This window comes from Aliiroseovarius lamellibrachiae (assembly GCF_018599245.1).
Lineage (GTDB): Bacteria > Pseudomonadota > Alphaproteobacteria > Rhodobacterales > Rhodobacteraceae > Aliiroseovarius > Aliiroseovarius lamellibrachiae.
Window position 1 is genome coordinate 416,148 of sequence record NZ_JAHEVJ010000003.1, and the last position, 12,877, is coordinate 429,024.

Here is a 12,877-nt window from a genome sequence, read left to right on the forward strand (position 1 = left end):
CATCAAAAGTCGCACGCGGCAAGCCAACGCCGGGTGCGGGCCTCGGGGTCGGGGGCGCGTTGAATATCTGTCACGACCGCCGCGCTGTCGGCGCCAGCTGCAAAGACATCGGGCAGGCGTTCAGGGGTTAGCCCGCCAATGGCAACCAGCGGCGTTTCCCCGGCCATCGCCTTCCAGCGCGTCACCCGATCAAGCCCTTGCGGCGCCCATTTCATCTCTTTCAAAAGTGTAGGATAGACCGGGCCGAGTGCCACATAAGCGGGATCAAGGGACAGGGCACGCTCCAGCTCATTTTCGTCATGTGTCGACAGGCCGAATTGAACCCCAGCCCGGCGCAATGCGGCAAAATCCACCTGGTCCATGTCCTCTTGTCCAAGGTGCACATATCCACACCGCAGATCCAATGCTGCTTGCCAATAATCGTTCACCACCAACTGTGTGCCATGAACGGCACAAAGATCGCGGGCGCGGGCGATTTGGCGTCGAACTTCAGCAGGTGGTTGGTTTTTTATCCGCAATTGTACCAATTTGACCCCCTGTGGGATCAGCAATTCAAGCCGCGCGACATGGCCCACAATCAGATAGAATTTTTCCATCATCCCAGATCTGCCATGCCAAGGATTGGGGTGGAGGGCACCGCCATGTCTCGCCGTTCCATTGGCTCCGCCAGAAACCCCTCGCGCCCGGCTTTGATCGCCAATGCCATCGCGCGGGCCATCCCAACAGGGTCGCCGGCCTTGGCGACGGCGGTGTTCAGCAACACCGCATCCATGCCCAATTCCATTGCGTGTGCCGCATCCGATGGGCGGCCGATCCCCGCGTCGACAATCAACGGCGTGTTGGGGAAATATGCGCGCATTGCCCGCAGCGCATTGGGGTTGCGCAGACCTTGGCCAGAGCCGATCGGCGCGCCCCAAGGCATCAAAACCTCGCATCCCGCATCGAGGAGCTTTTCGCCGACCACCAGATCTTCGGTGGTGTAAGGGAAAAGTTTAAATCCGTCCGCCGCCAGAACCCGCGCGGCTTTGACCAAGCCAAACACATCTGGTTGCAACGTGTCGGAATGCCCGATCACTTCGAGCTTGATCCAATCGGTTTCGAACAATTCACGCGCCATTTTCGCGGTTGTGATCGCCTCTTGCGCGGTGTGGCACCCGGCGGTGTTGGGAAGGATATGGCAGTCGTTTTGCCGCAGCAGATCGAAGAACCCCGCGCCGGATCCATTTGCGGTTTCCCGACGCAGCGAAACAGTGATGATCTGGGTGCCGCTTGCCTTGATGGCCGCATTCAGCACCGTGGGCGAGGGGTATTGTGCGGTGCCCAGCAGCAGAGGTGATGTGATTTGTGTGCCGTAAATTTGCATCCCTTATCCTCCTTGCATCGGGGCCAGAACTTCCAACTGGTCGCCATCAACCAACGCCACGTTTTTGCGCGCATCGCGTGGTACAAACACGCCGTTTACCGCTGTCGCAAGGGCGGGATTGGTAAAGCCAAGCTTTGCCAAGGTGGCGGTCAGGGCGAGGGTGGGGCCGGGGTGCGACAGGTCATGCATCTGCCCATTCACTTTGATTTTCATAGGTTTTTTCCTGAAAAAATTGCGTGGCTAACTGGCCCGCCAATGCGGGGGCCAGCAGAAATCCATGTCGGTAAAGGCCGTTTACATGTGTGGTATCGCCCTGCTGTGTCAGGCGGGGGATGTTGTCGGCAAAGGCGGGGCGCAACCCGACCCCTGTCTCGATCACGCTTGCCTCGCCAAAACCGGGATGCAGGGCAAATGCACCCCCCAAAAGTTCCAGCATCGAACGGACCGTGATTGGCCGCCACGAACTGCTTTCGATCATTGTCGCCCCGATCATGTAGACGCCATCGCCGCGCGGCACGACATAAAGCGGGATGCGGGGATGCAGCAGTCGCACGGTACGGATCAGCGTCACATCGGGGGCTTCGATCACGATCATTTCCCCGCGGATCGGGCGCAAACCGGGCACGCCCGAGGCCATGCCCCGGCAATCCACATCAACGTTCTGGGGCGCCATAGTGTCATAGCGAATGTCAACGCCAAGGGTCTGCACCGCAGCCGTTAGATCGATCAATGCCTGACGCGGGTCGATATGGGCCTCGTCTTTGAAAAACAGCGCCTGACCGAAGCGGCCTTCCAATGCGGGTTCAAGCCGAGCGAGCGCTTCGCCATCAATCCGCTGGTGGTGATCTGTGCGCTGCGCAAACCGGACAAGCTCTGCGCGGTCGCGCGGTGGGGCCACAACCAACGTGCCACAGGTTTCAACATGGGTGATATTTTGCCACCATTTGATGGCACCTGCACCCAGATGAACCACTTCGGCCTCGGCGATCTCGCCTTCGCACCAAGGGGCGAGCATACCGCCGGCAAACCACGAACAGGGGTTGTCCGAAGGGGCGGCGCCTGCCTCGAACACCGTGACATTTGCCCCCCGTCTGGCAAGTTCCCATGCGCAGGCAAGACCGGCCACGCCTGCGCCTGCGATGGTGATCATTCGCCCGGCTCTGACGTTGGCGTATCGAGGGGCATGTAAAGATCTCCGCCTTGACGGAACTTTGCTGACATCGCCTCCATGCCTTCTTTCTGCGCCTCGGCCCGAATGTCGTGGCTGATCCGCATCGAGCAGAATTTTGGCCCGCACATGGAGCAGAAATGCGCCACTTTATGCGCTTCTTTCGGAAGGGTTTGATCGTGGAAATCGCGTGCTGTGTCGGGATCGAGCGACAGGTTGAACTGATCTTCCCATCTAAATTCAAACCGTGCACGAGACAGCGCATCATCGCGCCGTTGCGCGCCGGGCAGACCTTTGGCGAGATCGGCGGCATGGGCGGCGATCTTATAGGTGATCACCCCGGTTTTAACATCGTCACGATCAGGAAGCCCCAGATGCTCTTTGGGGGTCACATAACACAGCATCGCACAACCAAACCAGCCGATCATCGCCGCCCCAATGCCCGATGTGATGTGATCATAGCCCGGCGCGATATCGGTTGTCAGCGGCCCAAGCGTGTAAAATGGCGCCTCATGGCAACACTCCAGCTGCTTGTCCATATTCTCTTTGATCTTATGCATGGCCACATGTCCGGGCCCTTCGATCATCACCTGACAGTCTTTGGCCCAAGCGATTTTGGTCAACTCGCCAAGGGTTTCCAACTCGGCAAATTGCGCCTCGTCATTGGCGTCGGCAATGGATCCGGGGCGCAGCCCGTCCCCCAAAGAGAACGACACATCATAGGCGCGGCAGATGTCGCAGATCTCGTCGAAATGCTGATAAAGAAAGCTTTCTTTGTGATGATGCAGGCACCATTTCGCCATGATCGACCCACCGCGCGAGACAATGCCGGTGACCCGGTTCACCGTCATCGGCACCATATGCAAACGCACGCCTGCGTGGATGGTGAAATAATCCACGCCCTGTTCGGCCTGTTCAATCAGCGTGTCGCGAAAGACCTCCCATGTCAGGTCCTCGGCAATGCCGTTTGCCTTTTCCAGGGCCTGATACATTGGCACGGTGCCGATCGGCACGGGGGCGTTGCGGATGATCCATTCACGGGTGTTGTGGATATTGCGCCCGGTCGACAAATCCATGACGGTATCGGCGCCCCAACGGATCGACCACACCATCTTGTCCACTTCCTCTTCCATCGAAGAGGTCACGGCGGATGTGCCCATATTGGCATTGATCTTCACCAGAAAATTACGCCCGATAATCATCGGTTCCGCCTCTGGGTGATTGATATTGGCGGGGATGATGGCGCGCCCTGCGGCGACCTCATCTCGGACAAATTCCGGGGTTACATAATCGGGGATACCCGCCCCCCAGTCATGACCATCCCGCGGCGAGGGTGTCGCATCGCGGAGCTGGTTTTCGCGGATTGCGATGAATTCCATCTCTGGCGTGATCAGTCCTGCCCGCGCATAGGCCAATTGCGTCACAGCCTTGCCATCCATTGCACGCAAGGGGCGGGGTTTCACCGGATAATCCGGCGTCAACCTGTCGCCTTCGACAAAGCCATTGTCGGCGGGTTGAATATCTCGCCCATCGTATTCTTCAACATCACCGCGTGCCATGATCCAGGCGCGGCGCAGCGGCGCCAGCCCGCATTGAATGTCTGTTTGGATCTTGGGGTCGGTGTAGGGACCAGAACTGTCATAAACCGCAAGCGGCGCCTCGCCCGCCGTGGGGTGAACCGAGATTTCGCGCATTGGCACGCGCAGATCCGGGTGCATCGCCCCCTTCACATAGATTTTGCGCGATGCGGGCATTTCACCTGTGGTGATTTTAGGATTGGGGATCGTCATAGTGGTGCTCCTCAAGCAGATAACTCAAAAAGACACCAGATGAGGCTCGGCTTGGGAAACGGGGGACGTCCTTGTCTCCCTCAGACATCACACCAACTACAGGGTCGGGTGCGCCCTTAGCTTCCTACGCCAGTGTCAACTGGGTCAGGTTCAAAGGGTCGCGACACTGCAGACTTGCTGCTATTCGCCTCTCAGTCCCTTGGTTGGGACTCCCCTGCGTGGGGTTTGGCTAGCGAATTGAGGGTGCATACACAAGAAAAATTTTGAATGCGCGTTTGGGGTCATCGTTTTTTCGGTATGGTCTTGGCTGCGGTCAGGGGCGATCACTGGGCGCACCCAAAAGGCGTTCGGCCACCGCGTAGACATCATCCAGATGGGCGTTCACCGCGGCGCGTGCGGCATCTGTTTTCCCGGATTGAATGGCGTCATGGATCGCTTTCATATGAGATTGCCCAGACCGGCTCCGATCATCAGATGACAGGGTCATGGCGCGCAACCGACTGATGCGACCATTCAGGCGCTGCACGATATCCCATGCGATATTATGTCCAGCACCTTCAAAAATAATACTGTAAAAACAGGCTGTTGCCTTGAATAATCCGCCGGGTTGCACATTGTTGTAACTGTGATTGAGCGCCTCAAGCGCGGCGGTCAAGCGCGCCGCTAAGTCCGGTGTCATATTGCGTGCGCAGGTGACGGCGGCGGCGGTTTCCAGCATGCGACGGATGTCGTAAATCTGCTGCGCATCCTCCCAGCTCATGCGCGCCACAATAGGGCCTTTGCCGGGGAGTATTTCGACCAAACCTTCGGCTTCCAGATAGCGGATGGTTTCGCGGATCACGGTGCGGCTGACGCCCAGTTGATCACAGAGCGGGCGTTCTACAAGGCGTTCTCCCGGTTTGAAATGCCCCTCGATAATCGCCTCGCGCATCCGGTCCTGAACGATGTCGCGCAGGGTGGCGGGGGGCTGTTCGATTTTGGTCAGGCTGGGTTTTGTCATGATCTGCCGCGTTTGATTTCAGTCTTTTAGATAGCAGTGCGTATGGGGGTGAGCAAGATGATTGACATATGGTATTATGGTATACCATCATGTAGCAACGAGACGACTCATGGATCAAAGGTGCCAAATGCCCGCTGAAATTCGTAAAACACTGCTTCACGTCGAAGAGACGCTAATCGAAGGGGGAAAAACCGCCCCCGTGCCGCTGAAGATGATTGCCGCTGTCGCGGTGATTAAGAACCCTTGGGCGGGGCAGGGGTTTGTCGAAGACCTTAAACCTGCAATTCTGGACTGCGCGCCAGGGTTGGGGGAGCTGCTGACCAAAATGGTGCTTGAGGCGGCCGGTGGCGGCGACAAAGTCGAAGGCTACGGGAAATCCGCAATTGTTGGCGTGAATGGCGAGGTGGAGCATGCCTCGGCCCTTATCCACACCCTGCGCTTTGGCAATCATTTCCGCGAGGCGGTTGGGGCGAAATCCTATCTGGCCTTCACCAACACGCGCGGCCCGGCGAATGCGCCCTTGCAAATTCCGCTGATGGACAAAAACGATGGCGGACGGCGCAGCCATTATCTGACCATCCAGCTGTCGGTCGCGGATGCGCCCGGCCCAGATGAGATTGTGATCGCCCTTGGGGCCTCGATCGGTGGGCGCCCGCATCATCGGATTGGGGATCGCTATCAGGACTTGAAGGATTTGGGGCATGACGTTGACAACCCAGCCTCAGTGTAACTCGCTCAAATCATTGACGGTTCCTTCGTTGGGGCCCGTCGCGTATCGCGAGGTGGGCAACCCGAAGCTTACGCCACTTGTGTTGCTACATGGTGTCGGGATGCAATCCGCCGCATGGGGGCCGCAATTGGATGCATTTTCAGACAAGCATCATGTGTTTGCGCTGGATCTGCCCGGCCATGGCGGCAGTGATCCATTGCCAAAAGGGGCAGGGCTTGCGGAATTTGTGGGCTGGTTGCACGCCGTCCTGTCCCATCTGAAGCTTGGTCCGGTCAATCTGGCGGGCCATTCCATGGGCGCGCTGATCGCCGGGGGGTACGCGGTCACGCATCCAAATATGGTCGCCCGTGTGGCGCTGTTAAACGGCGTGTTTCTGCGCACGGACGCTGCGCGCGCGGCTGTCGAGGCGCGTGCTGATGAAATTCTGGATGGTCAGTTTGATCTTGAGACGCCCTTGGTGCGCTGGTTTGGTCCCTCCGCGTTTGAACAGAAAATCTGTGCGCAGGTGTCCGGCTGGCTGTCCTCGGTGGACCCGGGTGGATATGCAACGGCTTACGGTGCCTTTGCTCGGGGTGATGCGCTTTATGCCGATCGTTTTGCGGGCCTCACCGCCCCGCTTCTTGCGCTAACGGGGGCGGATGATCCAAACTCGACCCCTGAGATGTCGGCGGCCATGGCAGATCGCGCCCGGAACGGGCAGGCCGTGGTCATTAATGGGCATCGCCACATGGTCAATCTGACCGCCCCAGATCAGGTGAATTCCGCGCTGGACGCATGGCTTTTGCGCCCTTTAGAAGAAAGGCAGAGTGATGAGTGAGATTGATCCCCGCGCGCTGCGCAGCGCCTTTGGTGCCTTTATGACCGGCGTGACCGTTGTCACCGCAATTGGGCCGGATGGCATGCCGATTGGCTTTACCGCAAACTCGTTTTCCTCGGTCTCGCTTGACCCGCCTTTGGTGCTGGTCTGTCTTGCCAATTCATCAAGCAACTACGCGGCATTTGAGAGCGCAAAAGGATTTGCAATCAATGTCTTGTCCGAGGCGCAAAAGGATGTGTCCAACACGTTTGCCCGACCTGTTGAGGATCGTTTTTCCGCCGTGAACTGGCAGGCTGGCCCGCAAGGATCGCCCGTTTTTGAGGGCGTGTCGGCTTGGTTTGACTGCTCCATGTTCAAAACCGTTGAGGCGGGGGATCACCTGATCATGATCGGCCAGGTCGAAGGGTTTGAAGCCACGCCAGCGCCTGGGCTTGGCTATGCCCGAGGGGCCTATGTGACGGCGGCGGCTGAGGTCGAGGCGCTGGGATCAGGTTCCGGGCTTGTGGTCTCGGCTTTGATCGAACGCGAGGGCAAAGTGCTTTTGATGGACGACGGTCAAGGCAAGCTGACCCTGCCAGAGGCCCATGTGGGCAAAGGGGGCGCATCAGCTGCCTTGGAAAAACTGATCATCGCCAGCGGTGTCAGCGCCGAACACGGGTTTATTTATTCAGTCTACGAAGATGATGCGCGCGAACATCAGCATATCTCGTTTCTATGCCAAGCGGCGGAGGGCACCCCGACAAAAGGGGGGTTTACCGAGCTGAGTGAAACCACCTTGATGGACATTGCGGACCCTGCGATGTGCACCATGTTGGAACGCTTTGCCCGCGAAAGTCGGATTGGCAATTTCGGGATTTATTATGGCAACCAGATCCGCGGAAATGTCCGCCCGATCACCTCTGAAGGCACTTAAAACATGAAGTTTTCCTTGTTTGCGCATATGGAACGCATCTCTCCGGATCAGGACCAAAAACAGCTGTATGACGAGTTCGTTGAGCTGTGCAAAATCGCCGACCGTGGCGGGATGCACGCGGTTTGGACCGGCGAGCATCATGGGATGAATTTCACCATCGCGCCGAACCCGTTGCTGAACCTCGTGGACCTTGCGCGGCACACGAAAAACGTGCGCCTTGGCACGGGCACCGTTGTGGCGCCGTTCTGGCACCCCATTCGCTTGGCGGGTGAGGCTGCGATGACCGATATCATCACCGATGGGCGGTTGGAGCTGGGCATCGCGCGGGGGGCTTATTCGTTTGAATATGAACGCCTTATGCCGGGAATGGATGCTTGGGAGGCGGGGCAACGCTTGCGCGAATTGGTCCCTGCGGTTCAGGGGCTTTGGGCCGGGGATTACGTCAACGAAGGCGAATTTAATCCTTTCCCGAAAACCACATCTTCGCCTCAGCCAATACAGGAAAACGGCCCGCCCATTTGGATTGCGGCGCGCGACCCAAACAGCCATGAATTTGCCGTTTCTAATGGTTGTAACGTGCAGGTCACGCCGCTTTGGAATGGGGATGGTGAGGTTGAAAGCCTGATGGGTAAGTTCAACGATGCGTGTGCGAAATTCTCGGACCAGCCGCGTCCCAAAATTATGCTGTTGCAACATACCTATGTGGCTGACAGCGCCGAGGATGTGAAGCTGGGGGCAGAGGAGCTGAACCGGTTCTATTGCTATTTCGGTGCGTGGTTCATGAACAAGCGCGAGATCACTCAGGGGCTGATTGAGCCGCTTACCGACGAAGACATCGCCGCCCATCCGTTTTACACACCCGAGGCGATGGAGCGCGATCTGGTGATTGGCGAACCTGCGGCGGTGATTGAACGGCTTAAGAAATATGAGGCGTTGGGTTATGATGAATATTCGTTCTGGATCGACAGCAGCATGAGTTTTGAGCGCAAGAAAGCGTCCCTTGAACGGTTTATCAATGACGTGATGCCCGCTTTTCAGTAAGGTGAAAATATGCAGGAATTTCAACAGTATATCGACGGAAGTTTTGAGGATGGATCAAGCTGTTTCGACAGTCTTGATCCGGCGACAGAACAAGCATGGGCACGCATGCCAGAGGCCACACCCAGCGATGTGACCCGTGCGGTTGAGGCGGCGGACCGTGCGTTTTTTGCCCCGGAATGGGCGGAGATGACGGCGAGCGCGCGGGGAAAACTGCTTTACCGATTGGCGGATTTGATCGCTGAAAACGCGCCGCGATTGGCGGAGCTGGAAACCCGCGACACCGGGAAAATCATCCGCGAAACATCCGCGCAGATCGCTTATGTCGCAGAGTATTACCGTTATTACGCCGGGCTGGCTGACAAGATCGAAGGCGCGCATTTGCCGATTGATAAGCCGGATATGGAGGTCTGGTTGCGCCGTGAACCCATTGGCGTGGTGGCCGCAATCGTGCCGTGGAATTCGCAACTGTTCCTGTCCGCGGTGAAAATTGGCCCCGCGTTGGCGGCGGGCTGCACCGTGGTTTTAAAAGCCTCTGAGGATGGCCCCGCGCCAATGTTGGAATTTGCGCGTCTGTTTGACCAAGCGGGCTTTCCCAAAGGTGTTTTGAACATCCTCACAGGCGGGGCTGATGTCGGGGCGACCCTGACCAAGCACCCGAAAGTGGCGCATGTGGCGTTCACCGGCGGGCCGGACACTGCACGTCATATTGTGCGCAACTCAGCCGACAACCTGGCCTCGACATCATTGGAATTGGGCGGGAAATCTCCGTTCATCGTGTTTGAGGACGCGGATCTTGAAAGCGCTGTGAACGCGCAGATTTCCGGGATTTTTGCGGCCTCTGGGCAAAGTTGCGTGGCCGGGTCGCGTTTGGTGGTGCATCACAGCATCAAAGACGCGTTTTTAAAGCGTCTGGTGGCCAAAGCCAAAAAGGTCGTGATCGGCGCGCCAGATGCGATGGACACCGAAGTGGGGCCGCTTTGCACCGAGAAGCAGGTGGACCATATTTTGGCGCTGATTGAGGCGTCCGTGGCGCGGGGCGCGCATCTTGTGACCGGTGGGCAAGCCCTTGATCGTGATGGGTATTACATGCCGCCCACGGTGCTGGATTGCTCAGACGCGCCCGATGCCCCTTGTTTGACGCAAGAGTTCTTTGGTCCGGTGTTATCCGTAACAAGCTTTGAAACAGAAAACGAGGCACTTGCCATTGCCAACGGCACCGATTTTGGCTTGGCGGCGGGGATCTTCACCCAGAACCTCACGCGCGCACATCGGATGATCCGGCGCGTGCGCTCGGGCATTGTTTGGGTGAACACCTATCGTGCGGTCAGCCCGATTGCGCCTTTTGGTGGGCATGGATTGTCCGGGCATGGTCGCGAAGGCGGGCTTCAGGCCGCGTTGGATTACACCAAGGTTAAGGCCGTTTGGCTGCGCACCTCGGATGACCCAATCCCGGATCCTTTTGTGATGCGTTAGACGCTGGGTGATCGGCGTTTAGGGCAGGGGAGAGATGCCAATCACCGGCTCATGTGCCCAGATGATCAAACCATAAAGCAGCAACCCGATCACAATGCGCACCCCCCCGTTGAGCGTGGGGGTGAACGCGCGTTTGGTGCGGCTTAACCGTGTCCACTCTTCCACACCCAATTGGCGCTTTTTGCGTCGATCAATCAGTTTGCCGCCCAAAAGAGAAAACAGCGCAAAACAGCCAAACATGATGACATGCGCCAGATCCCCGTTGGGCAGCAGATGCGACAGAGACCAGATCAGAAGCGCGAGCAACAAGGGGTGACGCACCCAACCTATGATCCCAGCGCGATCGGGATCATAGCGGTCATGCCCCCATCCGCCAAATGACAACGGGTTTGGCCGCCCCAGTGTGAGGGCCACCAAAACAACGGCCACGCACATCCCTGTGAGGGCGATGTGGTTTTGCCAGTCCGCCCACTCCCACACGGTGACATGCGGTGCGTCGCGGGCGACCAGGATCAACACAATCAGCGCAAATGTCGACAGCGCGCTATAAGCCAAAGTGAACCCGGCGGCACCGAGCCACTTTACAAGGCGGCTTTTGATCGCCGGACGCGTCGGAAGAGAATGACTCGCAAAAAAGAATGCAAATCCAAGGATGTAGTTGCCCCAATCGTCCATATTTTCAACGCTTTCCATAGGTGGCTCTCCTGTGGTGTACGGCGTTTCGGCCTCACGCTCCAGCCCAAATTTACCTTTAAACTGGGCTGTCTTCGGGGCCGAGGGGCGGAAATTTTTGAGTTCGAGAGACGTTTTAACCCAGTCTCAACTTGTGCTGTCTTAGGGTGGTGAAAATTGCTCGGTGACAGCGCAATCTGAGGATCAAATTTCGCGCCGGGTTGGGACCAAAAGGGTAAGCAATGATGCCAGAAACGACAACTATCAGGAAAACGCCGCTGCTAAAGTCGGTTTTCTTTAAATTTGCTGTGATGATCTTTCTATGTGTGGGGGTTTCGGGGGGCACCATGGTGTTCTTGTCGCTTCAAAGCAGCGATGAAATCGTGGATCGGTTGTCAGCTGCAAAGGCGTTGGAGGTCACTGGGCTGACCGCCGATGCCTTGGTCGGTGCGTTTCAGATGATGAATGCAAATGGTGTCACGCGCCGGTTGGAACCTATGGTGGATCCCGACGATGAAAACGCGCCGACCATGATTGCCGTCGCCTCTAATGGGAGAGCGCTCACAACCCTTGGACCTGAGATTGCCGATATCGAGGCCTTCGATGCACTCGCGCATGTGGCTTTGGAAAGCGGTGAAGTGGAAACCATGAATTCGGGCCTGTATGTCGCTTATCCCGTTCAGGCGCGTGGCACTGATCGTGTTTTGGGGGTCTTGGCAATCGCTTGGAACGCCAAAAACACGCATGCATTGGTTCGCTCGCAACAGCTTCATACGGTTCTTCTGTCCAGCGGCGCTTTTGTGATCGCCTTGCTTGTGATTATGTGGGGGGTGCGTGGCATCGTGACCCGTCCCCTGTCAGATATTGGGCGCGCGGTGCAAAAAATATCGGCCAAGGAGTTTGATATTGAACTTCCCGTCGCGAAACGGCGCGATGAGCTCGGAGCCGTTGCTGGTTCGTTGAAAAATTTCGCCAAAGACCTTGAAAAAGGGGCCCTTGCGGATGCGCAAAATCGCTTCAGGGGGACAGCTTTTGAAGGTGCATCAACTTGTCTGATGATGATGGATGATACTTTGCGGATCAGCACGCTCAACCCGTCCATGCACGAGTTGTTGACTGCAAAGAATGATGAATTGGCGTCGTTGTTATCGACCTATAATTTGACGGACATTGTCGGGTCCAGCTTTGAGACGTTTTTGCAGTTGGCTGTCGATGAAAACGGTGTCGACACATTGCTCGCGGCTAAAGACCTTCCCTATCAAACCATGCTGGTGGCAGGGGACCTTCGCTTTGAGGTTAAAGTGAATGTTGTGCGGGATGAAGCGGGTGACGTGATCGGTTTCGTGGCCGAATGGAGTGATGTCAGCGAGAGCTTTGTGAGCAGGGCGTTGATGACTGCAATCAACAATAACCAGATCAAGGTCGACCTGAATATGGCGGGCGAAATTTTGGATCTGAACGCCAGCATTTGCAATATTTTCGGGCAAGATCGCGCCAGCATGATAGGAAATAGCTTCGCCTCGACCTTTATTGGCATCGATGGGAGCGCTGACAGTTTTACTGATATTTTGGCCAAACTGAATAAAGGTGAAAGCTGCTATGGTCATTTCACGCTGAAAAATGCCACCGGTCAGACCATTGTGATTGATGGTGGGTTTGTTCCTGTTCTGGATTTGGACGGATCAGCGATGCGCGTGGTATTGATAGCGAATGATGTGACGGAGGCTCGGCGCGAGATCGAGCGCGCAGAGGAGCAGCGGGTTGTGATGGAAGCATCGCAAAACCAGGTGGTTGATGCACTTCGCGATGGCTTAAGCCGCCTATCTGACGGTGATCTGACCGTTGAACTGACCGATGCCTTTAGTGAGAACTACGACCAGCTGCGAGTGGATTTCAATTCGGCGGTTGAT

Annotated in this window: 13 protein-coding genes and 1 riboswitch; of the genes, 6 read left to right on the forward strand and 7 right to left on the reverse strand. The window is 57.0% G+C overall.

Features of this window, described 5'->3' with window-relative positions; genetic code table 11:
- Positions 1-2 precede the first annotated feature (2 nt).
- From KKW20_RS07825 to KKW20_RS07850, 6 genes are all read right to left on the reverse strand, one after another.
- Entirely contained in the window at positions 3-596 is a 594-nt protein-coding gene (locus tag KKW20_RS07825; protein ID WP_214567301.1) for a thiamine phosphate synthase, read from the reverse strand.
- Complete coding sequence (locus KKW20_RS07830; protein ID WP_214567302.1) at positions 596-1,363, reverse strand: thiazole synthase; 768 nt, start codon at positions 1,361-1,363, stop codon at positions 596-598. Before KKW20_RS07830 ends, KKW20_RS07825 begins: the two co-directional genes overlap by 1 nt.
- 3 nt (positions 1,364-1,366) lie before the next feature.
- Positions 1,367-1,576, reverse strand: a complete 210-nt coding sequence (gene thiS, locus KKW20_RS07835; protein WP_214567303.1) for a sulfur carrier protein ThiS — start codon at positions 1,574-1,576, stop codon at positions 1,367-1,369.
- The gene (locus tag KKW20_RS07840; RefSeq protein WP_214567304.1) at positions 1,545-2,513 is read right to left on the reverse strand and encodes an FAD-dependent oxidoreductase; all 969 of its coding nucleotides are present in this window, start codon (positions 2,511-2,513) and stop codon (positions 1,545-1,547) included. The genes thiS and KKW20_RS07840 overlap by 32 nt, the downstream gene beginning before the upstream one ends.
- Complete coding sequence (gene thiC, locus KKW20_RS07845) at positions 2,510-4,321, reverse strand: phosphomethylpyrimidine synthase ThiC (RefSeq protein WP_214567305.1); 1,812 nt, start codon at positions 4,319-4,321, stop codon at positions 2,510-2,512. The genes KKW20_RS07840 and thiC overlap by 4 nt, the downstream gene beginning before the upstream one ends.
- 104 nt (positions 4,322-4,425) lie before the next feature.
- Positions 4,426-4,547, reverse strand: a riboswitch (TPP riboswitch).
- 87 nt (positions 4,548-4,634) lie between these two features.
- Positions 4,635-5,321, reverse strand: a complete 687-nt coding sequence (locus tag KKW20_RS07850) for a GntR family transcriptional regulator (RefSeq protein WP_214567306.1) — start codon at positions 5,319-5,321, stop codon at positions 4,635-4,637.
- A gap of 127 nt (positions 5,322-5,448) precedes the next feature.
- On the opposite strand from KKW20_RS07850, the gene KKW20_RS07855 reads away from it, so the two are divergent.
- The 5 genes from KKW20_RS07855 to KKW20_RS07875 are packed head-to-tail and all read left to right on the forward strand — an operon-like array spanning position 5,449 to position 10,295.
- Positions 5,449-6,051 (forward strand): amino acid synthesis family protein, encoded by a 603-nt coding sequence (locus tag KKW20_RS07855; RefSeq protein ID WP_214567307.1) that lies wholly within the window; start codon positions 5,449-5,451, stop codon positions 6,049-6,051.
- The gene (locus KKW20_RS07860; RefSeq protein WP_214567308.1) at positions 6,023-6,868 is read left to right on the forward strand and encodes an alpha/beta fold hydrolase; all 846 of its coding nucleotides are present in this window, start codon (positions 6,023-6,025) and stop codon (positions 6,866-6,868) included. The genes KKW20_RS07855 and KKW20_RS07860 overlap by 29 nt, the downstream gene beginning before the upstream one ends.
- Positions 6,861-7,781 (forward strand): flavin reductase, encoded by a 921-nt coding sequence (locus KKW20_RS07865; RefSeq protein ID WP_214567309.1) that lies wholly within the window; start codon positions 6,861-6,863, stop codon positions 7,779-7,781. Before KKW20_RS07860 ends, KKW20_RS07865 begins: the two co-directional genes overlap by 8 nt.
- 3 nt (positions 7,782-7,784) lie before the next feature.
- Positions 7,785-8,822: an LLM class flavin-dependent oxidoreductase gene (locus KKW20_RS07870; protein ID WP_214567310.1), complete on the forward strand. Its 1,038-nt coding sequence runs from the start codon at positions 7,785-7,787 to the stop codon at positions 8,820-8,822.
- Between the two features lie 9 nt (positions 8,823-8,831).
- Entirely contained in the window at positions 8,832-10,295 is a 1,464-nt protein-coding gene (locus KKW20_RS07875; RefSeq protein WP_214567311.1) for an aldehyde dehydrogenase, read from the forward strand.
- Positions 10,296-10,313: 18 nt separating this feature from the next.
- Here the strand turns inward: KKW20_RS07875 and KKW20_RS07880 are convergent, their stop codons facing one another.
- Positions 10,314-10,988 carry an NnrU family protein gene (locus KKW20_RS07880; RefSeq protein WP_246534502.1) on the reverse strand — a complete coding sequence of 225 codons (675 nt, stop codon included), beginning with the start codon at positions 10,986-10,988 and terminating at the stop codon, positions 10,314-10,316.
- A gap of 224 nt (positions 10,989-11,212) precedes the next feature.
- Between KKW20_RS07880 and KKW20_RS07885 the strand changes: the two genes are divergently transcribed.
- The coding region (locus KKW20_RS07885; protein ID WP_214567312.1) for a HAMP domain-containing protein at positions 11,213-12,877 on the forward strand (1,665 nt) is incomplete at its 3' end.

Coding starts and splice junctions, on each gene's coding strand:
- KKW20_RS07860 (WP_214567308.1), top strand. CDS start 6,023: ATGACGTTGACAACCCAGCCTCAGTGTAACTCGCTCAAATCATTGACG.
- thiC (WP_214567305.1), bottom strand. CDS start 4,321: ATGACGATCCCCAATCCTAAAATCACCACAGGTGAAATGCCCGCATCG.
- KKW20_RS07865 (WP_214567309.1), top strand. CDS start 6,861: ATGAGTGAGATTGATCCCCGCGCGCTGCGCAGCGCCTTTGGTGCCTTT.
- KKW20_RS07830 (WP_214567302.1), bottom strand. CDS start 1,363: ATGCAAATTTACGGCACACAAATCACATCACCTCTGCTGCTGGGCACC.
- KKW20_RS07840 (WP_214567304.1), bottom strand. CDS start 2,513: ATGATCACCATCGCAGGCGCAGGCGTGGCCGGTCTTGCCTGCGCATGG.
- KKW20_RS07850 (WP_214567306.1), bottom strand. CDS start 5,321: ATGACAAAACCCAGCCTGACCAAAATCGAACAGCCCCCCGCCACCCTG.
- KKW20_RS07855 (WP_214567307.1), top strand. CDS start 5,449: ATGCCCGCTGAAATTCGTAAAACACTGCTTCACGTCGAAGAGACGCTA.
- KKW20_RS07825 (WP_214567301.1), bottom strand. CDS start 596: ATGGAAAAATTCTATCTGATTGTGGGCCATGTCGCGCGGCTTGAATTG.
- KKW20_RS07880 (WP_246534502.1), bottom strand. CDS start 10,988: ATGGAAAGCGTTGAAAATATGGACGATTGGGGCAACTACATCCTTGGA.
- KKW20_RS07875 (WP_214567311.1), top strand. CDS start 8,832: ATGCAGGAATTTCAACAGTATATCGACGGAAGTTTTGAGGATGGATCA.
- thiS (WP_214567303.1), bottom strand. CDS start 1,576: ATGAAAATCAAAGTGAATGGGCAGATGCATGACCTGTCGCACCCCGGC.
- KKW20_RS07870 (WP_214567310.1), top strand. CDS start 7,785: ATGAAGTTTTCCTTGTTTGCGCATATGGAACGCATCTCTCCGGATCAG.